General features: G+C 41.8%; 24 protein-coding genes. 20 read left to right on the forward strand and 4 right to left on the reverse strand.

Annotated features, from left to right (window positions below; genetic code table 11):
* The first annotated feature begins 26 nt into the window (after window positions 1-26).
* The 8 genes from IGI38_RS17895 to yjeM all read left to right on the forward strand — a co-directional run bounded on the left by IGI38_RS17895 (window position 27) and on the right by yjeM (window position 8,190).
* Window positions 27-1,499, forward strand: a complete 1,473-nt coding sequence (locus IGI38_RS17895) for a UbiD family decarboxylase (protein ID WP_438733060.1) — start codon at window positions 27-29, stop codon at window positions 1,497-1,499.
* Window positions 1,500-1,508: 9 nt separating this feature from the next.
* Window positions 1,509-2,078, forward strand: coding sequence for a UbiX family flavin prenyltransferase (locus tag IGI38_RS17900; RefSeq protein ID WP_438733063.1), 570 nt, complete (start codon window positions 1,509-1,511; stop codon window positions 2,076-2,078).
* Window positions 2,071-2,460, forward strand: coding sequence for an amino acid decarboxylase (locus IGI38_RS17905; RefSeq protein ID WP_438733065.1), 390 nt, complete (start codon window positions 2,071-2,073; stop codon window positions 2,458-2,460). Before IGI38_RS17900 ends, IGI38_RS17905 begins: the two co-directional genes overlap by 8 nt.
* Window positions 2,461-2,795: 335 nt before the next feature.
* On the forward strand, window positions 2,796-3,005 hold the full coding sequence (locus IGI38_RS17910) for a hypothetical protein (RefSeq protein ID WP_438733067.1): 210 nt from the start codon (window positions 2,796-2,798) through the stop codon (window positions 3,003-3,005).
* A gap of 93 nt (window positions 3,006-3,098) precedes the next feature.
* A complete protein-coding gene (locus IGI38_RS17915; RefSeq protein ID WP_438733069.1) occupies window positions 3,099-3,572 on the forward strand; it encodes a GyrI-like domain-containing protein in 474 nt (157 codons plus the stop codon).
* Window positions 3,573-3,721: 149 nt separating this feature from the next.
* Window positions 3,722-4,480, forward strand: a complete 759-nt coding sequence (locus IGI38_RS17920) for an ABC transporter ATP-binding protein (protein WP_438733071.1) — start codon at window positions 3,722-3,724, stop codon at window positions 4,478-4,480.
* Entirely contained in the window at window positions 4,473-6,068 is a 1,596-nt protein-coding gene (locus IGI38_RS17925) for an ABC transporter (RefSeq protein ID WP_438733073.1), read from the forward strand. The genes IGI38_RS17920 and IGI38_RS17925 overlap by 8 nt, the downstream gene beginning before the upstream one ends.
* Window positions 6,069-6,702: 634 nt before the next feature.
* Window positions 6,703-8,190 carry a glutamate/gamma-aminobutyrate family transporter YjeM gene (yjeM, locus tag IGI38_RS17930; protein WP_438733075.1) on the forward strand — a complete coding sequence of 496 codons (1,488 nt, stop codon included), beginning with the start codon at window positions 6,703-6,705 and terminating at the stop codon, window positions 8,188-8,190.
* Between the two features lie 39 nt (window positions 8,191-8,229).
* On the opposite strand, the gene IGI38_RS17935 is transcribed toward yjeM, so the two are convergent.
* Both IGI38_RS17935 and IGI38_RS17940 read right to left on the reverse strand, forming a co-directional pair.
* Entirely contained in the window at window positions 8,230-10,482 is a 2,253-nt protein-coding gene (locus tag IGI38_RS17935; RefSeq protein WP_438733077.1) for an FtsX-like permease family protein, read from the reverse strand.
* On the reverse strand, window positions 10,482-11,183 hold the full coding sequence (locus tag IGI38_RS17940; RefSeq protein ID WP_438733079.1) for an ABC transporter ATP-binding protein: 702 nt from the start codon (window positions 11,181-11,183) through the stop codon (window positions 10,482-10,484). Before IGI38_RS17940 ends, IGI38_RS17935 begins: the two co-directional genes overlap by 1 nt.
* Window positions 11,184-11,350: 167 nt before the next feature.
* On the opposite strand from IGI38_RS17940, the gene IGI38_RS17945 reads away from it, so the two are divergent.
* The 3 genes from IGI38_RS17945 to IGI38_RS17955 all read left to right on the forward strand — a co-directional run bounded on the left by IGI38_RS17945 (window position 11,351) and on the right by IGI38_RS17955 (window position 14,350).
* On the forward strand, window positions 11,351-11,977 hold the full coding sequence (locus IGI38_RS17945) for a TetR/AcrR family transcriptional regulator (protein WP_438733081.1): 627 nt from the start codon (window positions 11,351-11,353) through the stop codon (window positions 11,975-11,977).
* A gap of 505 nt (window positions 11,978-12,482) precedes the next feature.
* Window positions 12,483-13,055, forward strand: a complete 573-nt coding sequence (locus tag IGI38_RS17950; protein ID WP_438733404.1) for a helix-turn-helix domain-containing protein — start codon at window positions 12,483-12,485, stop codon at window positions 13,053-13,055.
* A 194-nt stretch (window positions 13,056-13,249) separates the two neighbouring features.
* Window positions 13,250-14,350 carry a hypothetical protein gene (locus IGI38_RS17955; protein WP_438733083.1) on the forward strand — a complete coding sequence of 367 codons (1,101 nt, stop codon included), beginning with the start codon at window positions 13,250-13,252 and terminating at the stop codon, window positions 14,348-14,350.
* A gap of 174 nt (window positions 14,351-14,524) precedes the next feature.
* Here the strand turns inward: IGI38_RS17955 and IGI38_RS17960 are convergent, their stop codons facing one another.
* Together IGI38_RS17960 and IGI38_RS17965 are read right to left on the reverse strand one after the other, a co-directional pair.
* A complete protein-coding gene (locus IGI38_RS17960; protein WP_438733085.1) occupies window positions 14,525-15,526 on the reverse strand; it encodes an amidohydrolase family protein in 1,002 nt (333 codons plus the stop codon).
* Between the two features lie 19 nt (window positions 15,527-15,545).
* Entirely contained in the window at window positions 15,546-15,845 is a 300-nt protein-coding gene (locus tag IGI38_RS17965) for a DUF2316 family protein (protein WP_438733087.1), read from the reverse strand.
* A gap of 126 nt (window positions 15,846-15,971) precedes the next feature.
* On the opposite strand from IGI38_RS17965, the gene IGI38_RS17970 reads away from it, so the two are divergent.
* From IGI38_RS17970 to IGI38_RS18010, 9 genes are all read left to right on the forward strand, one after another.
* Entirely contained in the window at window positions 15,972-16,394 is a 423-nt protein-coding gene (locus IGI38_RS17970; RefSeq protein WP_438733089.1) for a MarR family winged helix-turn-helix transcriptional regulator, read from the forward strand.
* A 436-nt stretch (window positions 16,395-16,830) separates the two neighbouring features.
* On the forward strand, window positions 16,831-17,913 hold the full coding sequence (gene serC / locus IGI38_RS17975; protein WP_438733091.1) for a 3-phosphoserine/phosphohydroxythreonine transaminase: 1,083 nt from the start codon (window positions 16,831-16,833) through the stop codon (window positions 17,911-17,913).
* Window positions 17,914-19,101 carry a 3-phosphoglycerate dehydrogenase family protein gene (locus IGI38_RS17980; RefSeq protein WP_438733093.1) on the forward strand — a complete coding sequence of 396 codons (1,188 nt, stop codon included), beginning with the start codon at window positions 17,914-17,916 and terminating at the stop codon, window positions 19,099-19,101.
* The gene (locus IGI38_RS17985) at window positions 19,101-20,327 is read left to right on the forward strand and encodes a DUF1015 domain-containing protein (RefSeq protein ID WP_438733096.1); all 1,227 of its coding nucleotides are present in this window, start codon (window positions 19,101-19,103) and stop codon (window positions 20,325-20,327) included. Before IGI38_RS17980 ends, IGI38_RS17985 begins: the two co-directional genes overlap by 1 nt.
* Before the next feature lie 105 nt (window positions 20,328-20,432).
* Window positions 20,433-20,768 (forward strand): PadR family transcriptional regulator, encoded by a 336-nt coding sequence (locus IGI38_RS17990; RefSeq protein WP_438733098.1) that lies wholly within the window; start codon window positions 20,433-20,435, stop codon window positions 20,766-20,768.
* A gap of 2 nt (window positions 20,769-20,770) precedes the next feature.
* Window positions 20,771-21,814 (forward strand): HAAS signaling domain-containing protein, encoded by a 1,044-nt coding sequence (locus tag IGI38_RS17995; RefSeq protein ID WP_438733100.1) that lies wholly within the window; start codon window positions 20,771-20,773, stop codon window positions 21,812-21,814.
* Between the two features lie 121 nt (window positions 21,815-21,935).
* Window positions 21,936-23,027, forward strand: coding sequence for an SLC13 family permease (locus tag IGI38_RS18000; RefSeq protein ID WP_438733101.1), 1,092 nt, complete (start codon window positions 21,936-21,938; stop codon window positions 23,025-23,027).
* Between the two features lie 120 nt (window positions 23,028-23,147).
* Window positions 23,148-24,302: a trans-sulfuration enzyme family protein gene (locus IGI38_RS18005; protein WP_438733103.1), complete on the forward strand. Its 1,155-nt coding sequence runs from the start codon at window positions 23,148-23,150 to the stop codon at window positions 24,300-24,302.
* A gap of 404 nt (window positions 24,303-24,706) precedes the next feature.
* Window positions 24,707-25,165, forward strand: coding sequence for a hypothetical protein (locus tag IGI38_RS18010; protein ID WP_438733105.1), 459 nt, complete (start codon window positions 24,707-24,709; stop codon window positions 25,163-25,165).
* Window positions 25,166-25,198: the final 33 nt, after the last annotated feature.

Raw genomic sequence — 25,198 nt, forward strand, 5'->3', positions numbered from 1 at the left:
TACAACATTACAAGGAGGCTTTTTTTATGTCGACACCTTATGATTTACGCAAAGTTTTAACTGAAATGCAAGAAATGCCGGGAGAATACCATGAAACCAATGTGGAAGTCGATCCGCATGCGGAATTATCCGGCGTGTATCGTTATATCGGAGCAGGAGGCACAGTCAAACGTCCAACTCAAGAAGGACCGGCGATGATGTTCAATAACGTTAAAGGATTTCCTGATACGCGAGTGTTGATCGGAATCATCGCTAGCCGAGAGCGTGTGGGAAAAATCCTGCATCATGATCCAAAGCACTTGGGACGTTTATTAAAAGATTCTGTCCAAAATCCAGTGAAGCCGATCAAAGTAACAAAGGCAGAAGCACCTGCTCAGGAAGTCGTACATTTAGCAACCGATGAAGGTTTCGATATCCGAAAGATTTTAGCGGCACCGACGAATACTGAATATGATGCCGGACCTTATATTACGATGGGTGTCGTTTTTGGCTCTGATCCGGCTAAAACGATGAGTGATGTGACGATTCATCGGATGGTTTTGGAAAACGAAGATACGATCGGAATGTATATCATGCCTGGCGGTCGGCACATCGGTCATTTCCAAAAGCAATATGAAGAGTTAAACAAACCAATGCCGATCACGATCAATATTGGCTTAGACCCAGCGATTTCCATCGGGACAACGTTTGAGCCGCCCACCACACCGCTTGGCTACAACGAGCTATGGGTAGCGGGGGCGTTGCGTCAAGAGCCCGTTCAATTAGTTGACGGTGTAGCGGTGGATGAAGTCGGGATCGCGCGTTCTGAATTTATTATAGAAGCCGAAATTTTACCTCATGAAACGATCCAAGAGGATATCAACACGAATACAGGCAAGGCTATGCCGGAATTCCCTGGGTATAATGGCGATGCGAATCCAGCGGTTAATGTAGTAAAGGTCAAGGCTATCACTCATCGGAAAGACCGTCCGATCATGCAGACGACAATTGGTCCTTCAGAAGAGCATGTGTCGATGGCGGGAATTCCTACCGAAGCCAGCATCTTAGACCTAGTGGACAAAGCGATCCCAGGAAAAGTGACGAATGTATACAATCCTCCAGCAGGCGGCGGTAAATTGATGTCGATCTTGCAGATTCATAAAGAAAGTGAAGCGGATGAAGGAATTCAGCGTCAAGCAGCAATCTTGGCTTTGTCCGCTTTTAAGGAATTAAAAACGGTCATTTTAGTCGATGATGATGTAGATATTTTTGATATGAATGATGTGATGTGGACCTTGAATACCCGATTCCAAGGAGATCAAGATATTCTTGTGCTGCCAGGCATGCGGAATCATCCGCTAGATCCATCTGAACGACCAGAATATAACCCGACATCGATTCGTTTCCGCGGAATGAGCAGCAAGACGATTTTAGACGGCACCGTTCCTTTTGATTTGAAGGACGATTTTATTCGAGCAGAATTCAAAGAAGTAGCAGATTGGAAAAAATACTTAGAGTAGGTGAGTCAGATGAAAAAAAGAATCGTCATTGGAATCAGCGGGGCATCTGGAATCATTTATGCTATTGATTTGATCAAACGATTGAAAGATGATCCCGAAATCGAAACACATGGCATCATTAGTGAGTGGGCAAAACAGAACTTGAAGTTAGAATCCACCATGACGTTGAAAGAATTGGAAGGAATGTTGGATTATCATTACAGCAACCGTGATCTAGGAGCGGCGGTAGCCAGCGGTTCGTTTCTAACTGCCGGGATGGTGATTGTGCCTGCTAGTATGAAGACCGTTGCCGGCATTTCGATGGGCTTCGGAGAGAGCTTGATTTCTCGAGCCGCCGATGTGACTTTGAAGGAGCAAAGGAAACTGATCTTAGTTCCGCGGGAAACCCCATTGAACGCGATCCATTTAGAAAATTTAACCAAGTTAGCACGATTAGGTGTTCAAATCATTCCGCCAATTCCGGCCTTTTACAGCCAGCCGAAAACGATTGATGACATTGTCGCCCATCAATCGATGAAGTTGATGGATGCCTTAGGAATTGAAAACCACGTCTCAGGGCGGTGGAAAGAGAATGAGTAAAACTTTTATTAACAAAAAGGCCGGCTATGAAATCACTTTGCGAGCTGAATGGATCGGCAACGATTTACTGCTGAATCTTTTCGGGGGCGATACGCCTCATATGGGAACTGTGACCACTTTTTCAGTTGAAACGGAGCTGCAGGTCCAGCGTTTTCCCAGCCATGATGGTCGATTTCATAAGGATGATGTCTTAGCGGAAATAATAATAGAAAGGATTTCATCTGAGCTGCCGGGAAATTGTGTCATTACAGCGGGGGTCCATGTGGATCATATCTCAAAAGTACAAATTGAAGCCTCGTTTTCAATGGTCAAAGAGCTTACTGAGGAGCTCGTACGTTGGATCAGCGATCATACATTAGCGAAAGCACCGCTTTATCAATAAACATAAAAAAATGTCTAGCTGTTGCTGGGCATTTTTTTGTGATGTGATTAGGGAAGTATAAAAATTCCATCTAAATAAAGCACTCAACAGCAGTGATAATCATGACTGATTTTATGAACCAGCGTATAGGATCATAAGCTAAAATAGTTCAAAACCAACCAAGAAACACTGTGATTGCAGGATCTGATACTGAAGTGGACCTGCTTGATGCTCAAAAGCTGAACACGTTCGCGAAGCCTTTCTTATGAAAAGAAAATTTTTTTGCTGAAATGTGACATATGTCCTAATTGATTTTATCTAAAGGCAATAGAATAAGGGTACAGGAGGTGATAAAGATGATGATCCTTATTCTATTGATCCTTATTTTTACCGTGTTAATGGGTGTCAGAAAACAACGAAACGCTCAAGCGGAAGTGCGCTATTGGAATCGAATCAATGAACTTGAAGCGCAACGAAAAAAACAAATCTTAGCTACGGCAATCAAAATGCAGCAACAAGAGAATGCGCATAATGAAAATGCTCAAACATGGAAGAAGGCTAGCTAATCTCAGCTAGCCGCTTTTTTTGTTTTTTTTTGGCAATTTCATTTTTGAACGCGTTCAGGTAAAATGAATAAAAACGATGAAGGATAAAAGAGTATGCTGAAGTATGAACTGAGAGAATTGCCAACTTTTTCTGTCATTGGTTTAGATCAGGAACTGACGAATCAAAAAAGTAAGAATCTGGAACGCTGCTTGTCATTTTGGCCTTATTTTAATCGACAGCTGAAGCTTAATAGGTTGAGCCAGCAAAAGAGTAATTGGACAAAATTTGCTTTTATGGAACGGCAAGATAACCAATTGCGCTATTATTGCGCGATACCACGTCCAGATGATGTTCCTACAGATTTTATAGCGAAAGAGATTCCTGCTAGCAAATATTTGGTCGTTGAGCACCACGGAGCGATGAATCATATTTATTCTACATATGAAGAAATTTATCAAGGGCTTGTCCCAAAGCTTCAATTGTCGCTTGAGCAAAGCAGGTTCTTGCACTTTGAAAAGTACGGCGATAAATTTCAGTGGAATCGCGAACACTCGATTATTGAGATCTGGGTTCCGATTAACGCATAGAACACTCATTTGAGTGTTTTTTTCTTGGAGTTTGTTGTCATGCCTGACCTTTTCTCGTATAGTTATTACAAGAAGTAAGTAGGATTGAGGGCAAAATCATTTTTTACTATGGAAAATGATTCACACAATACGAAATAGGGGATGAAGCAATGATTGAGTTAACGGGTGTTACGAAGGTTTATGAACAGAAAAAGGCACTGAATAATTTGAGCTTAACGATCAAAGAAGGCGAGATTTTTGGCTTTTTAGGCCATAACGGAGCTGGAAAATCGACAACCATCAAAAGTTTGGTAAGTATTATCGAGCCCACGAGCGGTGAAATTTTGTTTGATGGTAAGAACATAAAGGATGATCGTTTGGCGATTAAGAAAAAAATTGCTTATGTGCCTGACTCGCCGGATATGTTTTTGCAATTAACAGCGAATGAGTATTGGGATTTAATCTCGGCGGCTTATGAGTTGAAGGGGCAGGAGCATCGCCGCCAAGAGTTAATAGAGTTGTTTGATTTGATTGGGCATGAGGACGAAACATTGGAAAGCTTTTCTCATGGGATGCGCCAAAAAACGATCATTATCGGCGCCTTGCTGCCGGACCCAGATATTTGGATTTTAGATGAACCGCTGCAGGGACTGGACCCGCAGGCCGCTTTTGATTTGAAGGAAATGATCAAACGTCATGCGGAAAAAGGCAATACAGTAATTTTTTCTACACACGTTTTAGATACCGCACAGCAATTATGTGATGAGTTGGCGATATTGAAGCAGGGAGAACTGATTTATAACGGATCAGTGGATAATTTATTACAGGATTATCCAAATGAGTCGCTTGAAAGTGTCTACCTCAAAATGGCCGGCCGTCAGTCAAATGGCGAGCTAGTCGCGGAAATAGAGGAGGGAGGCCATGAATAGCGGGATCATCAAACGATTGATTGCGGTAAACATGCTCTATGTCAATCCATCCTCAACAAATCAGATTCGTAAAAAGGGGCGTAAAGGAAAACAAGTGATTCGCAGCATTATCCAGCAATACTTGATGTCCGGCGTCATTTTTCTGGCGATTTACGGGGTAACGATGGTGATGATCGATTTTGCCAAGCTGCCGGGCTTTTTTACGTATTATATGGTATTATTCGCGTTAATCGGTTTTTCTCAATCCTTGTCTGCGATCTTCAACGTCTTTTTTGAAAGCAGGGATCTGCAGGATTATCTGCCGCTGCCGATTAAGCAGGGGGAAGTCTTTGTTGCGAAATTTCTAGCGGTTGGAATGACGATCGTGCCATTTTTACTGCCGCTATTGATTCTCTTTTTCCTGACGGCGTTTAAAAGCGGTCATCCCTTGATTTTAGCTATAATCGGAGCTGTTTTGCTGTTTCTGATTTTTTTCATTTTACTATTCAGCCTGTGCAGCTTGATTGTTTTTGGCATGACGAAAACAAAATTGTTTCGCCAACATAAAAAATTATTCACTAGCTTGATGCTGGGCTTCTCAATGGTTGTTTCTGTCGGCGGGATCTTAGCCATCAACTTTACGCAAAATTCGATGGACCATTCAGCGGGCATGGCGGATCGTCATGCATTTGCAATCTTTATGCCGTTTTACCACGTGATGCACGAAATGGTGTCAGCTAAAGGCTTGCTGACCTTGGCTGGATTACTAATTTTAACCGCGTTACTTCTGTTAGGTTTGCGTTTCTTCGTCGTACCTAGTCTTTATGAACAATTCAGTGATGAAGGTTCTCGCACCGTTGCTACGAAGCGGAAACGGAAAAACAATCAGTCATTGACCAAGCAATTAGCTAGTTACAATCATCAATTGCTAAAAAATCCGAATTTGATCATGCAGGTCCTGACCTCGTCATTGATCATGCCGATTGTGATGGTTGGGACGATGGTCACGACGAATCCGGTCAGTCTCGAAACATTGACACCTAATTTTATGGGCGTATTTTTCGTTTGTGGAATCGTTTTTGCGGCGATTACCTTGAATCAAACATCATTTGTCAGCAATCTGATCTCATTAGATCGAGAGAATTTTTCTTTCATCCAGTCACTTCCGTTGTCCTTAGAAAAATATCTGCGTCAAAAATTCTGGGTAGGTTGTAAGCTTCAAATGCTAATTTCTGGCGGTGTGGGAATGATTATGGCGATTATCCTGAAATTTCCCATTTTCTTATTTTTGTCTTTTGTCGTGGGGATATTGTGGGGGACGTATTTGCTGTCGCTTCATTTCTTCAGTCGGGATTATCGTCTGCTGAATTTAACGTGGACGAATGTCAGCCAGCTTTTTACTAGAGGAGTAGGGAATTATGGGTTGATGCTATGGATGTTTGGTACACTGTTTTTAGGGGCGATCTTGATCGCGTTGTATGTCGTGGCTGTGGTGATGGGTGTTAATCCTATTTTATTGAACAGCGGTGTGATGATCTGGTTAGCCATTTTATCAGGGGCTTGGATTTGGATCAATCGCAGTAATTTTTGGAAAAAATTAGGAGACTAGATTTCCTATTCAAACGAGAGGGTCTCAAACGAGATTCCTTTCGTTTTTTTGTGGCGCAATCAATCAAAATCATGCTAAAAAGTCTTTAAAATGTGTTTGTAAAAATTAGATTATCGCTGTTTTTTGATTGATTATTGATGGATTATAGGTGGCATTTCGCTAAAATGTTTTAAATTGTTTTATCATAATTCGAAGGAAAAAAAAATTGAAAAGTTTTCTTAGCCTATTTTTATTAGTAACAGGGCTGTACTTTTTTAATTTTAAATAAAGCGACTGCGAAAAGGATAGCGTTTTCTATTTTCTGATAACTTGAAAGCAGGTTTGATATAACAAGGATTTTTGAAGCTTGCTAAAAATAATAAAAAAACAGTTTAGATTTTTTATTGTAGGGATTATTAATTATAGTTATTTTATCATTTAACGAAGTCTATTTTTGAAGTTGATTCAGGCTATTGCTGACAAGAATTTTCTGAATATTTCGATAAAGCCGTTTCTTGCGCTTCATGTTTTTTCATTGTAAAGTTACCTTTAGGGTTTTCTCGTTTCTAAAAGATTCTTGCTCAATGAATAACTAATTGATAAGAATAAGATAGATCAAGGAGTCCTGAGACAAAATTGAATAGGAGTGGTTTCAATGTCCAAAGCAGAAAAAGGCATGACGCTTGGCGCCTTGGTCATGATGATCTTTACCTCAGTGTTCGGGTTTGCTAACGGTCCAGTAGCATTCTATCTGATGGGGTATGGCTCAATCGTCTTTTATGTCGTTGCTGCGATTCTATTTTTCATTCCGTTTGCCCTAATGATGGCTGAATTTGGTTCAACGATCAAAGGTGAAAACAGCGGGATGTATAAATGGTTGGAAGTCAGCGTAGGCCCACGGTTCGCGTTTATCGGAACATTTATGTGGTTTGCTTCATACGTTGTCTGGATGGTGTCTACATCATCAAAAGTTTGGATTCCTTTCACAACGGCGTTTGCCGGAAGCGACCAAACTCAAAAACTACACATGTTTGGGTTGAACTCAACACAAATGGTGGGGCTTTTGGCCTGTGTGTGGATGATCATCGTTACTTTAGTCTCGATCAAAGGGGTTAAAGGAATCGTTAAGATCACAAGTCTAGGCGGTTTAGCGGTAACTAGTTTGAACGTTGTTCTTATTGTGATTTCAGGTATTATTCTGGTTGCAAATGGTGGGCATTTAGCACAACCATTCGACCACATTTTACATTCACCAAATCCTAGTTATCAAAGTCCGATCGGATTGTTAGGTTTCGCGGTATTCGCGATTTTTGCCTACGGTGGGTTAGAAGCCGTTGGTGGAATGGTCGATAAGACCCGTAATCCAGAAAAAACGTTCCCTAAAGCGGTCGTTCTTTCAGCCTTGATCATTTCGATTGGTTACGCATTAGGAATCTTCCTATGGGGCGTAAGCACGAACTGGCAAGATGTATTATCAGGTGATACAACAAACCTAGGGAATATTTCATACGTAATGATGAATAATCTAGGGGTTGAATTTGGTAAAGGCATCGGTCTTAGCCAAGCAGCTGCCATCAGTATGGGTAACTGGTTTGCTCGTTATACTGGATTGGGTATGTTCTTAGCTTATAGCGGTGCGTTCTTCACATTGACGTATTCTCCATTGAAGACGTTGATCATGGGAACACCAAAAAAATTATGGCCTAAGAAATTCACTGAACTAAACGAAAATGGCATGCCAAGCTACGCAATGTGGGCACAATGTGGGATCGTTGTTGCAATCATCTTGATTGCTTCATTCGCTACACCAGATCCATCAGCGTTCTACAATATTTTGACGTTGATGGCGAACGTGTCAATGACATTACCGTACTTGTTCTTGATTTATGCATTCCCTAAATTCAAGAAAAAAGATGGCTTGGATCGTCCATTTGAAGTATACAAATCTCATGGTATGACCTTAGCTATCAGTGTGGTAGTCTTCTTATTAGTATTGGGTGCGAATGTCTTCACGATCTTCCAACCAATCATCGAAGGCGCTGGCGCCCGCGATACTCTTTGGATGATCGCAGGACCAGTCGGATTTACAGTTGTTGGTATCATTCTTTACCAAAACTATGTCCGTCGTTCAAAAGCTGAATAAACTAAAAATCTCCTAGCGAATTTTAGCTAGGAGATTTTTTTATTCAGCCGGTTTCAAAGCTACCGCAAAATCGATCCGATTGATTCGGCTATTCAAATACGCTTGAACCAACAGCATACATACTAGCAAGACGAGGCTGGCGATTGTTAGACTTTGAAAAGAAATATGGGGCAAATATTGCTGTTGATCGGTAGAGACCATGGCTACATAGGCATTGAGAAACAGGCGGCCAGCAGGAAGGCCCAACAGCCAGCCTAACAGAGTTAATAGAGAGGTCTCCAGAAATGATAACGCAAGAACCTCCCGTTTAGTGAAGCCTAAAACCTTCAAGGTTGCGAACTCAATAAAGCGTTCAGAAAAGATCAGCAAATGACAATTCATCATAATGGTGATCCCTAAAGCTAATGCCGCTAAGATCAACAGGGAAACAATCATCATGATGCCTTCGATCAGTTTTTGAGAATCCTTAAACTGCTGCTGCTTTTCATTTCTGCTGGCGATCACAGGCAAGGAGGTTAACTGATCCTTCTCATCCAATAATAGACTTTGAGGTTCGAAGGGCTGCTTCATATTCTCCCAAGTGTTTTGTGAAAAGAATAGTCCTTGCGGTGATGAAATGGGAACTATTTTTTTTATATACACAGGAAGAATTTGTTGTTTCAGTTTGATGTAAAGTGTATCTCCCATAGTCACATTCAGTCTTTTCGCCAAGGCTTCAGACAGGCCGACCTGATTGGCGGTTAAATCCTTTAGATCAAGCTCAGGCAGCCTTAGCTGATTTCCCTCAGAAACAATCGTAGCTGTCACTGTTTGTTCCTTCGAGTCCTTCAACACGTTAACGGATTGTTGTTCTAACCATTGATAATCGGTGCTGGCAGCTTGAGCTGTCGAATGTTGCTCTTGGCCATCCAAGGTTTTTTTGAAATTGACCTTCTCTTCATAACGATAGGTGTCATTAAAGACAGAATCCAATGAGAAGTTGATGGAATCTTTAATTCCTAGAGCCGCAATTAGTAAAAGCATGCAGCCCATCGCACCAAAAACCCCTAAGACTGCTCGTCGAAGATTCCTTTGAATGTCCCGCAAGGTCCATTGCAAGGAAAAAGGCAGATAAGACCAGAATTTTGTTTGCTCCAACCAAACTCGTTTAAACCGTTGAGTGGATTGTTTTTGCATAATTGTCGCCGGCAATTGACCGACAAGCGGCAATACAGGGATCAATGTAATCAACATACTAAACAGTGTGACGATTGCGACAACCAGATATCCGAGAGACGTCTGTACGTCTAACCAGCTCGGTACCGAAAATTGATTGCCGATCACTGATAATAAGGCGGGTGAGAGTAATTTCGGGCCTAAGAGGCAGCCGAGACTTGAGCCTAAAAAGCTCACGATCATACCAAAGGATAAATAATGGAACAGGATCGTCAAACGACTGAAGCCTTGCGCTTTCAGTGTTGCGATTTGTAATTGCTGCTGTTTGACGAAACGCCGCATCGTCGCTTCTATCGTGATCAATGTCAGTAATAAAAACAGACTTGAAAATAGAAAGGCCAAACGCTGGATTTGAGTGACACGATCAAAGAAGATCGAGAGACCGGTCGCATCATTTGTTTGATTCAACTGCAGGTAATCTTCCGCCCAGATGTTTGATAATTCTTTTTCCAGCCACGGCGTATTGTTTTCCTTGTTTGTTTTCAATAAAAGCTGTCGGGTAGGATAGATTGGCAAGTGGTCAAAAATCTCCTCGGATAGGTAAGCATACCCGCTCTTTTTGTGATTAGGCAGCGGCTGATCTTCACTTTCTGTATGATAAATGAATTCTGCCTGGCGAACGGTTCCCAAAATTCTATAGGACTGCTCTTCAATTAAGAAATCATCTCCAAGCTGATAATTGTTTGCTTGAAAAAAGTCTTCATCCAGCCAAATTCCAGCTCGATTCGCGAGTTTTGCTCCGCGAATCACTTGTGGTTTGCTGATAGATGAGTGATTAAAGCTTAGGATCGTCATGGAAAGCTCATCGCTTTGGTAGCGTCCAACCGATCTTCGAGCAATCTGCGCAACATTAGCGAGCTTTTTTGTTTGCTGCTCTTTTTGCTCGCTGAAATTTGTGAGGGATAAGGTGCTATCAGCTAGGTTGCTGTTCTGTACAAATTGTTTTCCCGTCGCATCCATTTGCTGGCTAAGGTGAAAAATACCAGTAAAAATGAATAGGCAAATAAAACTCATTAGAAAAACAGAGAGAAAACTGATCCAATTTTTTCTGAGATCGCGAAAGGTTTTACGAAACATTACCATTTCACCTCATCGATCTGTAAGGGATGGCTCTGTTGGATGTTTTCAATAATCGTTCCATCCTTCAAATGAATCACACGGTCTGCGATTTGCGCGATCGAGGCATTATGAGTGACGACGATGATTGTATGACCTTGGATGGTCGCCATTTCCTTCAGCAGGCGCAGGACCTGCTTTCCTGTTTCGCTGTCTAAAGCACCTGTAGGTTCATCACACAAGATCAGCTGTGGATTTTTACAGACTGCGCGAGCGATGGAGACGCGCTGCTGTTCACCGCCAGAAAGCTCCTGAGGGAAATTCATCAGCCGATGAGAAAGCTGGACCTTTTCAAGGATATCTCTGGCTTGAAAAGGATCATCGGCAATTTTTTGCGTGATCGCAACATTTTCTAAGGCGGTCAAGGTTGGGATCAAATTATAAAATTGAAAAATGAAGCCGACATTTTTACGTCGGTAGTTTGTCAATTCGTTTTCTTTATAGCTGTGAATCGGCTCCTGCTGAACAAACAGCTCACCGCTGGTGGGTAGATCCATCCCGCCTAAAAGGTTTAACAGCGTTGTTTTGCCAGAGCCGCTAGGTCCTAAGATCACTGTGAATTCGCCTTTATCAAGTGAAAATGAAACATCTGTTAATGCGGGAATTTCTTCAGTCGCTGTTCGATAGTTTTTTTTCAGCCTTATTGCTTGAATATATTTCATAAGATTCCTCCTAATTGAACACTGTGTTGATTTTTCATGATTCATAGTTTAAGCTGAAATAAGGTGTTGAACAACGAACAATTATTAAGAGAGTGTTGAAAAGTTAATCATTTCACGCGGAAGTGTTCAAAAATTCAACAGATCAAGTCAAATTGATGGGAGAAATTATGTCGAATAAGACGGATCGAACAAAAATGCATATCATCCAGACGTTTTTTGAGCTGATGAATGAAATTGGATTTGAAAAAATTACTGTAGCGAATCTATCGAAACAAGCAAAAATCAATCGCGGCACATTTTATCATCATTTTCCAGATAAATACGCAGTTTTAGAGGAAGTAGAGGATGAGATCTATTCCAATTTTGAGCAGGTCTTAAATGATCATGTCGGCTGGGCGGTGACCGAAAAAATCGATGTCTATGGTCGGCAGAACGTAGAAAAATTCTTTAAGGACGCTTGTTTAGTCGTGATGAATTTCTTGTATGAACGAAAAGAAACGGCTCAAACGCTGCTGGGGCAGCACGGCCGCCCGCAATTTATCGGGAAATTGGAACGAGCGTACATTTCTGCTGTTCAAAAAAAGCTTCGTTTAGCCCCTCGCGAGTTTACAGAGTTGGAAAAGCTGCAGCAGGAGTTTATTTATTATGGTGCGATCGCGATCGTCAAACGCTGGATTAGAAATGGCGCGAAGGAAACACCAGAAGAAATCGCTCAAGTCATATCCAAATGTATGACGACACCGCCGATCGACATTTTCGAAGAGATTGAACGAGGAAAATCGAATAGTCACTAATGGATAAAACGTTCTGCGGAAGTTAGGTGCAATGACTCACTGCTTGGGGTGAATTATGCTGCTAAAACTGCAGTATAGGCATTCCGATTTGATTTTTCACGAATCTATTTGCAATCAGATTTTTGTTATTTATAAATGAGAATCAGCGATTTATTTATGGTCATCTTTTTTATTTGGCATCTGGTATCTAGGTTATTTTGATTCTATTGCATTGCGAGTGGATTCGGGACTAACGGAGGTGCTGATTCGGAAAGCAATTACCGGCTTATGCTATGGTTTCGTTCTTGGATTGCTGCGTTGGCGAACAAAAAATGCTATTCGACAATGTTACTGCATGGCGCGATGAATATTTTGGGGCGTTGTGTATACTAACATAAAGCGTTGTTAAATCAAGCCTAATTGGATTGATAAAGACTTTTGACACGGGTGAAAAGGGCGATGACAAAGAGTTTTGCTGGTGAGAATCAGCGTGTTGCCTTATGGTGAGGATGAAGGAGCGGATGAAATGAATTTAAGCAGACAGATAAAAAAATTGCGGGAAGAAGCGGGATTTTCTCAAGAGGAGTTATCAGAAAAAATTTATGTTTCTCGTCAGACGATTTCTAATTGGGAGAACGAACGGAGCTATCCGGATATCCATAATCTGTTGTTGCTGAGTGTTCTTTTTAACGTGACTTTAGACGAACTTGTCAAAGGAGACGTGGAAACGATGAAAAAAGTGATCAAAAAAGATGAGATGGATAAGTACAGTTGGATTATGGGAGGCACGATTGGGGCTGCAGCGTTATCATTTGGCCCGGCCTGGAAGTTTTTAGGCGATAAGGGACTATTGATACCCTTGGTTCTTTGGGCTATTGGGATGTGGGCCGCGATAAAGATCGAGAAAATTAAAAAAGAGAAAAATATCAAGACGTATAAAGAGATCGTTGCTTATATGGAAGGCGACGATGTAGAAGAGAAGCGTCAAGAGAGAAATGTCGGGAAGGATTTTCTTTCGAAATCATTGATAGTCATTGTTTTTACAGCGGTTGTTTTAGTCGTAGTTTTAGCAAGTATGTGGGTAAGCGGAATGTTCTAAAAAAATGTCAGGTGTCTAAAAGGTGTGATGATAGCAGCCTTTTAGACACTTTTTTCTTTGACGAAAAAGTACGAAATATTAAAATACTTTATTTTTTATTATGAATCTGGATTCGTATTTTGCTTGTTATAAGGGTATGATATTTTTAAGGAATTTATGAAAGCGCAGACAAACCTGAGAGGAAGCCAATCGCTATGAAGAAAACCGTCCAAACAAAACCGTTAAGCCAAGTTCAACTATTCGTTACAAAACGCAGTACACTAGAGCCTAAAATTATCAGCTACTTCGAGCATACTAAAAATGTGTCCGCGGTCATCCAATATGCCGTCGCGATCATGGTTAAGAATGCTTTGGTATTAAGCGATTATTCATATTTTTTAAAGGATTTAGTTCGGGAATTATTCATGACAGCTGAACCTAGCGATGTCTTACGCAAAAATTTGGCCTATTTTAAGCCTTATTTTAAAAGCGGCGAGTTTGAAAGAATAATCAGCAGGCTTTTTACAAATAAAAAAGAGTACCTTGAACACTCCAAGGCGGCTCGTTTAACTAACAAGTATCTCTATGCGGAGCACACTTTACCCATGGAAGACTTAAAATATGGGTATAATCTTGTATCGGTTTTTAAGGCGACTAATGGGAAAAAGTATAGCTGGACATTACGAGATATTCATCCTGCGATGGCCGAGGAGGAAAAACGAGAGGATACGCGGATGTTGTTGAAAATATTGACGACGTTAACAATCTTCCAGCAAGGGGAGATTCGCAAATTTGCTCAATTTGTCAAATTTGATTATTTTGAAGGTGCAAATGTTTCCCACTATGAAGAACCGCAAGAGGAGCTGCAGCAGGAGATTGATCCACTGTTAACTGAAAGACCAAAAGAAAAATTGACGATTAGGGTGCCTTATGGTTTTGATCCAAGAACTTTGAGTGATACAGAAGCGCTGGTCTTGATCCGATCACACCTGCCGGAAGGGCGAACATTGGAAGATGTTGAGGTTTTATTTGTGGAGCGTCCAGCTGAAACTGCGGACCAACAAAAGAACCCATTTACCCCGCCAGTTATTTCTGACTTTGGAATAGCGGAAAGACACCCCGCCGTTGGTGTTGCTGATCCAGTCATAGCCGAATCGACGAAAACGCAGATAAGAAACAATACTCGGCCACGCAGCGGGAGTCAGCTGTCTGCGGTGAGCCTGATCGATAAATGGAAAAACCGGCAAAATCAAAGTGGAAACCCGAATAAGGCTACAAGCAATAATGGGAACAATCGGAAGAAGAAAAAGAGGTAGGATGGAAATTTGTTTGCCCCCCATATCTTTAACGGTTTATTTACTGTGCGATTGCCCCCGTTGTTTAGCTAGATAGCCTGAATAGCCAATATCACTAGTTGTGGAACTATTTTCAAGAAAGCCTGAATAAAAAAGGCCTTTCCAATTTTTAGCAAATTAGAAAGGAACCTTTTATCAGTTAAGTTGAAATAGCTTTTCAGCGTTGTGGTGGGCGATCTTCTCCTTCAACGGGTCATCAATGGAATATCCTTCTAGATATTCTCGCGTATTTTCACGCATCACATAAGGATAATCCAGTGACCAAAGAATATGTTCCTCCGGCATCTCATTTAGACAAAGCTGGAAGGGGGCGTCATAAAACATACCGCTAGGACTTAAATAAAGGTGCTGGCGATAATAGTCTGCGAAATTTTTTTGCAGCCCGGTTAACTGAGTAGGCAGATTCTCGTCCAAACGTTCCAAAAAGAAAGGGATCAATTCACCAAAGTGACCGGAAATGATTTTTAAGTTGGGATATTGATCAAAAATGCCCGATAAGATCATTCGAATAACATGGATACCAGTATCGGCATGCCAGCCAAAGGCGTGTCCCGCTAATACAGTTGTGACGGCGGGCGACCAAGCACCTTGGTAATAATGATCGGTTATTTGTGGAGCGACTTCACCGGGATGCAAAGCGATTGGAACATTGAGTTCAGCGGCTTTTGCGAAGATCGGCCAGTATTTTTTGTCGTCAAAAAAATCTCCGTTAAAGGTTCCAGTAAGCTGTGCACCTTTTAATCCGAGTTTTGCTACCGCGCGTTCCAGCTCTTTGACGGCTGCTGCTACGTCGGCAACGGGCAATGAGGCCAATCCGTAAAAACGGCCAGGATATTTACTGCAGTGTGAAGCGAGTTCATCATTGGCTTGGCGGCAAAGAGGAATGGCGGATTCTGCCGGCAAATCCATTGGGTTGTTATTTCCATAGCTGATCACTTGTACATCAATACCATGTTCATCCATGAAAGTTAGCCGTTTTTCGCCAATTTCAGTAATTCGTCCATCTTTAGCAATAAAGTCTGCGATGAATTTCGCCTTGTTTTTTTCTTCAGGTGTGGCATTTTGTGTTTTTGCCTTGGTATAAGCGTCATTGACTGAAGGTGAAATAAAATGTTCTTCTATTGTAATGAGTTTCATCTAAAAACCTCCCTATAAGTTACCCAATCTTTTTTTTATCGATCCGTCGACTATTCAAAAACCAATGGCGATGGTAATCGCCGGCTAAAGCAGTGAAAGGAACAGCGCGTTTTCCCTGAGTGCTTAGCTGATCCTCTAAATAGTTCTTCAAAACCCAAGGATCTTCAATGCGACTGACAGTTAGATTCAGCGTATCTTCGATAATAGCTGGTGTAGTGTTCAAATCGGCCGCGATCTGCTCAAAACTAAGACCAGTGCGTTCAAAATTCTCTCGAAATTCTTTTCTTGTATTGTCCATTTGCTGAGGATTCAATGACATCGTATCCGCTTCTTTCTTTAAAAATAAATAGTTGTAATTTTAACTATCGACAGCATACGCTATTCTAAAATAGTTGTCAAATAAATAGTTGTGTTTTAAACTATTGATAAAGAAATGAGGTGGCACATGATTTCAAAACGTGAGGATCTGGCTGAAAAGATCTATACAATTGGTGTACTGCAGCAAAACTTTGTAGTGGAACGACTAAAGACACTCCAATTAAACAGCTTGCAGTCCCGCAGCTTAAGTTTTATTGCCATGTATCCAGGTACGATGCAGCGAGATTTGGCTGACTATTTAGGAAAACAGCAGGCGACGGTCACCAATATTTTGAAAGTTTTAGATGAGAAGGGCTTCATCTATCGCGAGATTCCGAAAAATAATGAACGTCAAAAAAATATCTATTTGACATCAGAAGGCGAGCAGATGGTTGAAAAGGTTCAAGCCATCTTCCAAGAGTTAGGACGTCAAATCGAATCGGCTTTTTCACAAAATGAACAAAAGCAATTTGAACAATTTTTAAAACGAACCGAAGAACAGTTGACGTAGCGCACAAAAAGCGCTACGTCTTTTTGTGACTCCCATTATTACAAAGAAAAGTGACTGCCGCTAATTGAATTAGCAGTGAATGCTAATCTACGTAGCACATATTGTTGACTGACGATAGATAGTCATAAACCTAGAACTTTGAAAAAAGTTTAATGAAATCATATGGGCAGTGAAAACCAAGTTCATTTTATGTAAGTGATTATGAAAATTTCTGACAAAATACAAATTACAGTGAAATTAATTTAGAATTAGGCTTTTATCATTTAAGGACATCTGTTATAATTGTCATCACATCTTGATGCAGGATAGCGCTTCGCTTGCCGAGCGGCTTTAATGGGCATTTGCTTCGTTTTAGTGATGGTTTAGCGGCAATCCAGCATTTTTTTCAGTATAAAGATGATTGAATTCTATAACTATGAAAAAGGAGAGAATAAGTATGACGATTTACAATTTTTCTGCAGGTCCCGCAGTACTACCGAAAGCTGTGTTGGAGATTGCGCAGTCCGAGATGCTTGATTACAAGAATAGCGGTATGTCGGTGATGGAGCTGAGTCATCGTTCCTCCTTATTTGAAGAAATCATTCAAGCGGCTGAAGGCTTATTGAGAGAATTAATGGCGATCCCTGATAATTACAAGGTTTTATTCTTACAGGGTGGTGCGAGCTTACAATTTACGATGGTTCCGTTGAACCTGGCGCAAGGTAAAAAAGCTTTATACGTTAATACTGGTTCATGGTCGAAGAAAGCCATCAGTGCGGCGAAGGCACTTGAAAATGTCGAGGTGGAAGTGATCGCCTCTAGTGAAGACAAGAATCATACCTACATTCCAGAAATGCCGGAAATGGTTGATCAAGACGCAGCCTACGTGCATATTACTACTAACAATACGATCGAAGGAACCGCATTTGCGAAAATTCCGAGCTTTGGCAAGGTGCCGGTGGTTGCGGATATGTCTTCGAATATTTTAGCCAATGACTATAAAGTAGAAGACTTCGGCGTGATTTATGCTGGAGCACAGAAAAATATTGGTCCCGCGGGGCTTACGGTTGTAATCATTCGTGAAGACTTGCTCAATCAAGAGGCGGCCTTTGCACCCATGTTGGATTACGCATTACAAGCGAAAAACAATTCGCTGTATAATACACCGCCAACTTACAGCATCTATATCGCCAAATTGGTCTTTGAATGGGTGAAAGCCCAAGGCGGTGTTGCTGGGATCACTGAAAAGGATCAGAAAAAAGCTCAACTTTTATATGACGCGATCGAAAATTCAAGCTTGTTTACAAGTCCAGTTGAAAAAGCGAGCCGTTCAATTACCAATATTCCGTTTGTTACCGGGGATGAAGCATTAGATAAAGCCTTCAACCAAGGCGCGTTAGCAGAAGGATTTGAAAATTTAAAAGGTCACCGTTCTGTCGGCGGCATGCGGGCAAGTCTTTACAATGCCTTCCCGCTTGAAGGCGTTGAAGCGTTGGTGGCATTTATGGCGAAGTTTGAGAAGGAAAACGGAGGGAATTAGATGTTTCAGATTAAAACATTCAACGCGATCGCTCCTGAAGGAATGGCGCGTTTAGATAAAGAAAATTATCGTATCAATGAAAGTGAAGAGCCGGATGGAATTATTTTGCGCAGTCAGAAATTACATGACTATGCCTTTCCTGAATCAGTTTTAGCAGTAGCGCGGGCTGGAGCCGGCACCAACAATATTCCGGTCAAGGACTGCACGGAAAAGGGCATCGTGGTCTTTAACACACCAGGCGCCAATGCCAATGCAGTAAAAGAATTAGTCGTAGCAAGCTTATTGCTGTCTGTTCGGCCAATGGTTCAAGGGATCAGCTGGGTACAGACCCTAGAAGGCAGCAATGTTGATGAACAGGCGGAAGCACAAAAAGCGCAATTCGCCGGCACTGAATTAGAAGGCAAAAAACTGGGAGTGATTGGTTTAGGGTCGATCGGAGCGATGGTAGCGAACGATGCTTATCGCTTAGGGATGGAAGTGACGGGTTACGATCCGTATGTTTCTGTGGATACGGCTTGGAGCATTTCTCGTCGTGTGAAACGGGCGAAGGACTTGAAAGAAGTCTTGACCAACTGTGATTTCGTTACGATTCATGTGCCGTTGACGGAGCATACACACCATTTGATCAGCACCGAAGAATTGATGCAAATGAAGAAAACGGCTCGCTTATTGAATTTTGCTCGTGGAGAGATTGTTGATACAGATGCGGTATTGAAGGCGGTCAATGAAGACCGAATCGCCGGATTTACGACTGATTTTGCGGAAGAAAAATTATTGCATAACGATAAAATCACGGTATTGCCGCATTTAGGCGCATCAACCGAGGAAGCGGAAGTAAATTGCGCGAAGATGGCCGCTCGCGGCTTGAAGCGTTTCTTAGAAACTGGAGTTATCAAACGTTCCGTTAACTTCCCGAACGTGGAAATGGCGTTTGATTCACCTTACCGGATCACGATCATCAATCGCAATGTCCCGAATATGCTAGGATTGATCGCATCAGAGATCGCTTCTCTGGAAGTCAATATCGACAACATGGTGAATCGCGGGAAAGACGACCATGCGTATACATTGGTAGATGTTTCTGAAACAGATCCAGATAAGATCACAGCAATCGTTGAGAAGCTGGGCAAGAATGAGGGCATTGTCCGTGTCCGCGCGATCAAGCGAGATGAGGAGAGTGAATTTTAATGGTTCAAGTTCATCCTTTTAAAGGCATTCGGCCAGCGAAGGAATTGGCTGATAAAGTAGCGGCTTTACCTTACGATGTCGTGAATTCGCAGGAAGCAAAAGATTTAGCGGCGGATAATCCCTACAGCTATTTTCACATCGACAAAGCAGAGATTGATCTGCCAGCAGACCTTTCTCCTTACGATGAACAGGTCTATCAAAAAGCGGCGGACAATTTAGCCTCATTTTTAGAAAAGGGCTGGTTGTTCAAAGAAACAGACGCTTACTTCTATTTATACGAATTAGTCATGGATGGCCGCAGTCAAACTGGAATCGTGGCCTGTACCTCAATCAGCGATTACATTGACGAAAAAATCAAGAAGCATGAATTTACTCGTCATGAAAAAGAAATCGATCGGATGAATCATATCCGAACGTGTGACGCGAATACTAGTCCGATTTTCTTGAGCTATCGTCCACAGGCTGAGATTCAAACAATCATCAAGGATTGGCAAAAGGAACATACGCCAGTTTATGATTTTACCAGCTACCATGATGTGACCCATCGTGTTTGGGTGATCGATCAGGCGGCGACGAACGAAAAATTAGCGAAGTTGTTTACCGATGTCGATGCTTTATATATCGCGGATGGTCATCATCGCACAGAATCTGCGGTGAAAATTGGTTTAGAAAAGCGTGAGTCTGGCGAACAAAATCCTGAAACAGAACAGTTCTTATCCATTATCTTCCCGGAAGATGAGTTGGCGATTTGGGAATACAATCGGGTGCTGAAATCAGCGCCGCCAGCTGATTTTATGGATCGTTTGAGTGAGAATTATCAAGTGACCGAGACAGGTGTGAAGAAGCCTGTACATGCTGGAGATTGTCAGTTGTATGATGGGACTGCATGGTATACGTTGAGCATTAAGCCTGAGAAGGTTCCTAATGATCCGGTTGAAAAATTGGATGTGGCGCTTTTGCAAAAATATGTGCTGGAGGATATTTTTGGGATCAACGATATTCGAACCGACAAACGGATTGATTTTGTCGGGGGAATTCGTGGAACTGAAGAACTGGAAAAATTGGTCGATTCAGGTGATTGGAAATTAGCTTTTTCAATGTATCCAACACAAATGACCGATTTACTAGATGTTGCGGACGCGAAGAAGATCATGCCGCCGAAGTCAACATGGTTTGAACCGAAGCTCTTGAGCGGATTGTTCTTACATGATTTAGAAACGAAATAATAGTGAAACTCTCGAAAATTTTTCGAGAGTTTTTTATATTTACAATATTATGTTATTGACTATATTGTGTGACACACAGTATAATGATTATTAAGAGGTGATCGCATGCCAGATAAGGATCTCGTACAAAATTATGTCACGGAATTAAAAAGGGGCAATTTGGTTTTGGCTGTATTAGGCAGCTTGAACACGCCGCATTACGGTTACGCGCTTTTGCAGACGTTACAGGAGCGAGGGATGGATATTGAAGCTAACACGCTCTATCCCTTGCTGCGAAGATTGGAAAAACAAGAGCTGCTGATAAGTGATTGGGATACGACTGAGAGCAGGCCGCGCAAGTATTATTCGATCAGCGATATGGGAAAAACGGTTCGAGGGAAATTGTTTGAAGAGTGGAAGGAAATGCAAAAAAGTGTAATTGGTATTTATTCGGAGGGGTGAAAATGGAAAATTTAATCGAACGCTACATAGCAGCGGTGGTAAAGCAGCTGCCGGAAAATGAACGAAAAGAAGTTGCGAAAGAATTACGCAGCAACATTTATGATATGCTGTCTGATCAGCCAAGCGAGGCTGAAATTGAACAGGTTTTACAATCAATGGGCTCGCCAGCCAAATTAGCGGAACAATATCGGCAAAATCCGCGTTACTTGATTTCACCGCAAGTGTATGATGATTATCTGCGTTTGCTAAGACTGCTGGTACCGATAATCGGAATACTTACTGTTGTAGTGGGAGCGGTCACTGGCGGGATCGAGGCTTTTCAACAAAATGGGCCGAAGGTAAGCAGTGTTCTGCAGGTCATGTTTCAATCGGGGATTCAAAGCGGAGTGTCTGGTGTGATGCAGACGCTGGTTTGGACGACTGTAGGATTTGTGATTTCTGAACGCACAGGGCTTTTAAAGGATAAAAAGACAGAAGAGTGGAAAGTCGCCGATCTGCCGGCAGTAATGACAGAAAAAATGATTCCAATCTCTGATGCTGTAGCGGAAATTATCGCAGTATTGGTTTTCAGCGCCTTTCTATTGTTTAGCGCTTTGAATGCTTTTCCTCAAATTTTTTCTAACACGGGGCCTGTTATTATCAATATGCCGGTGTTCAGCAGCAGCTTTACTAGATTTTTGATACCAGTATTGATCGTCGGGATTTTGTTGACGCTGATTACCAGTGTCCTGAAGCTGATCGATCGCCGCTGGAGCAATCGTGTCTGCTTTTGGTCGATTATTGACAATGCTGTTTCAGCGATTATGTGGGTTTTGTTACTGCTTCACAACAATATTTTTAGTCAGGAACTAGTAGATTTATTGCAAGAACAAACGTGGTCCGATGGTGATGTTCTGCATTATATTTCAACTGGAGATACGCTGTCGATTCGTTTGATTATCAGTGCGATTATTGTAGTTGTGGCTGTTATTCAAATTGGAATCGTGATCAATTACCGAAGTAAACGAAATCAGCCGCAGGAATTCATGAATCAAGAGCCGATTTAGTCAAAGCCGATCTAATAGACTCTCAAATCGAGAGTCTATTTTTTGCGCATTTTTCCCTCTTTGGAGTATGCTAATACAGTCTATTTAATATTTATGAGCGGCGGAAAGGAGAGCGAGGCGAATGATAGAATATTTGAGAAACAATCGGTTGATGAGTATTTCTTTGCTTCTAGCAATCATCAGTTGTTTCGTAGGTCGTTTTTCTGTAGAGTTCATTGACTACAAGGTAATCTTCAGCTTATTCGGTTTGATGCTCTTGATCCAAGGCTTTGAACAGGTTGGATTGCTACGGTTCGTCGCCCAGAAGCTCTTACACTATTCCAAGAACAGCCGCCAATTGGTTCAATTGATGATCCTTTTGTCCTTAGTAGGATCGATGTTTTTGACGAATGACGTAGCGATTTTGACGCTGCTGCCGATCTATTTGAAGCTTTTAGCGGTTGTGCCAAAATTCAAAGGTCGCTTTTTAGGCAGCGTCTTGATCATTGTAGCCGCGAATTTAGGCAGCAGCTTCTTCCCGTTCGGCAATCCGCAAAATTTATTTTTGTATGATTACTATCATGTTCCGTTAAGTCAGTTTTTGACCTGGATGTCCTTTCTATTATTTGTCAGTCTTATTTCATTAGGTGTCTTAACTTTCCTAGTGGCGAAGGATTCTTTAGCGGAAATTGATTTAAGCAACAGACCGTTTGACCGCAAAGAAACACGATTACTAACAGGCTTGATGCTGGTTATGATCTTAGTGGTACTGAATGTTCTGCCGTATTTGTGGGTTATTCCGGGTGTGGCGCTTGTTATTGTGTTTTATCGCCGAGAACTATTCAAAGCAGTGGATTACGGGTTGCTGCTGACTTTTGTCTGTTTCTTTATCATCGTTGGAAATATCGGTGAAGCGCAAGTTATCAAAGACTTCTTGCAGGCATTGAACGGCAAGCAAATCTACTTGGCAGGTTTGGGTTTGAGCCAAATTATCTCGAATGTTCCAGCAGCCTTCTTGATCGCGCCGTTTACGACAAATCAGCAAGCGGTTATTTTAGGGGTAAACATCGGTGGACTAGGGACCTTGCTGGCTTCATTAGCGAATCTGATTGGCTACAATTTGTTTCGGATGTATTATCCTGATGAGACAAAAAAATTCTTCGGCCTGTTCAGCGGAGTCAACTTTGGACTGCTGCTGTTCTTAGGAACCATTTTTTATTTTTTCATCCATTAGAAAGCGCCAAGAATTCCTAAAAATAGGCTAAGTTTCTTATGGGAATTCATCCAAAAAACCTGAAAACGTTTTAAATAGTGTTAAGCTATGCTTGTTAGTAATGATTGAGGGGGATTAGTGATGAAAGATAAGACAAAATTAATTCATGGCTATCATGCATTTGATGAAGAGACTGGCGCTTCATCAATTCCGATTTACCAATGTTCAACTTTTAAACAAGCATCCATTAAGGATGGACAAGCTTATACGTATTCCCGTTTTGGTAATCCGACCCGAACGGCGTTAGAAGAAGCAGTGGCTGCACTGGAAAACGGCTCATACGCGACAGCGTTCGCTTCTGGAATGAGTGCGATCTCGGCGTTATTATTGAGTTTTAACCAAGGGGACCACTTAGTGATGTGCAAGAGTATTTACGGCGGGACTTTCCAATTGGTCAATGAAGTCATGAAGCGTTTCGGTATCGAAGTGACCTTCGTTGACGAAACGAAGCTGGAAGAATGGGCGCATGCGATTCGTCCTAATACCCGCGGACTTTACTTAGAGACACCCTCTAATCCGCTGCTTTCGGTGACGGATATTCCAGGGGTCGTTGCACTAGCGAAAGAACATCATTTGATGACTATGATTGATAATACGTTTATGACACCGCAATTTCAGAAGCCGCTAGCTTTGGGTGTCGATGTGGTGATTCACAGCGCCACCAAATTTATCAATGGTCACAGCGATGTCGTGGCGGGATTAGTCGTTACTAACGATGAAGAGTGGCACAACCAAATCAAATTGCAGCAAAAGGTATTAGGCGGTATTTTAGGTGTGGAGGATTGCTGGTTGACGATGCGCGGCTTGAAAACAATGGGACTGCGGATGGAGCAAAGTGCTCGCAGCGCAGGAATGATCAGCCAAATGCTGGAGGAGCATCCAGTCGTACAAAAGGTTCATTATCCCGGCTTGCCAAGTCATTCTGGATATCAGGTGCATAAGCAGCAGGCCACTTCTGGCGGAGCGGTGCTGTCATTTGATCTTGCGAATCAAGAAGCGGTGTACGCTTTTGCTGACGCTTTGCAGATACCGATCGCCGCAGTGAGCTTAGGAGGAGTGGAATCAATCTTATCCTATCCAGTCACTATGAGTCACGCCTGTGTACCAAAAGAAGAGCGAGATAAGCAAGGAGTAACAGAAGGCCTCTTGCGTTTGTCTGTTGGAATCGAAGACACCGAGGATCTGATCGCTGATTTGGAACAAGCCTTAACCAAAGTTCGAATGACTGTAAAATAAGCACGTTGGGAGTATTCCCAATGTGCTTTTCTGTGTAATCAGATAAACGAGTTACGAGTCCGACTTTTCGCAGAATAAACCAATTGAAATAAAAACCAATAAATTATTGCTCAAAATAACTAGTAAGGTGTAGAAGGATCGTATACGCGGTGAAAATAAAAGTCATTTTTCGTTTATTAGAAAAATGAATACCTTAATATGAACGAGTTGCGAGTCCGACTTTTCGCAAAATATCTTGTTCGAAAGAGGATTAAGCAAGTAGCCGCCAAAAAATAACTAGTAAAGTGTAGAAGGATCGTATGCGTGGTGAAAATAAGAGTCATTTTTCGTTTATTAGAAAAATGAATACCTTAATATGAACTAGTTCGGTATAATGGTATCATCTCTTTGAGGAAGTGAAAGTCATGATCGATCATCTACTACGCCCAGAAGTGCTGCTGTCAAACGTATTTGTTTGTTTAGCAACTTTTTTGATTACGCGGTGGGCGCTTAAACGGAAAGAAAAACCGCAGCGGAAAAAGGAAGTTGTCAAGGCTCCAAAACGAACGACTGATGCTACGGCTGTTTTGGCGAGTTCACTATCGACGTTGCAGTCCTATAAAAATAATTTGAATACGTATGGGTATGTTTATTTTCAGGAAACGACACCGATCGTGATCCAGCAGTTGAAGGCAGAGGCCGATAGTCTGATTTTTTCAGAAAACAGTCAGTCGATCAGTGAATTGCTGCAGGAGAATTATCAGAAGCTGGAAGCTTTTCTACAGCAAGAAGTCTCGGATACGAAAAAATTAGAATTAGAGGTTTTGAACCACGTTAATAAAACGATCATTACTTGGCGCAATCTGCTGAAGGAAAACAAGTGATGGGATGAACGCAGCACTCGAACTTAAGTATGA

Origin of the sequence: Enterococcus sp. AZ128, from assembly GCF_051714485.1 — a bacterium.
Lineage (GTDB): Bacteria > Bacillota > Bacilli > Lactobacillales > Enterococcaceae > Enterococcus_A.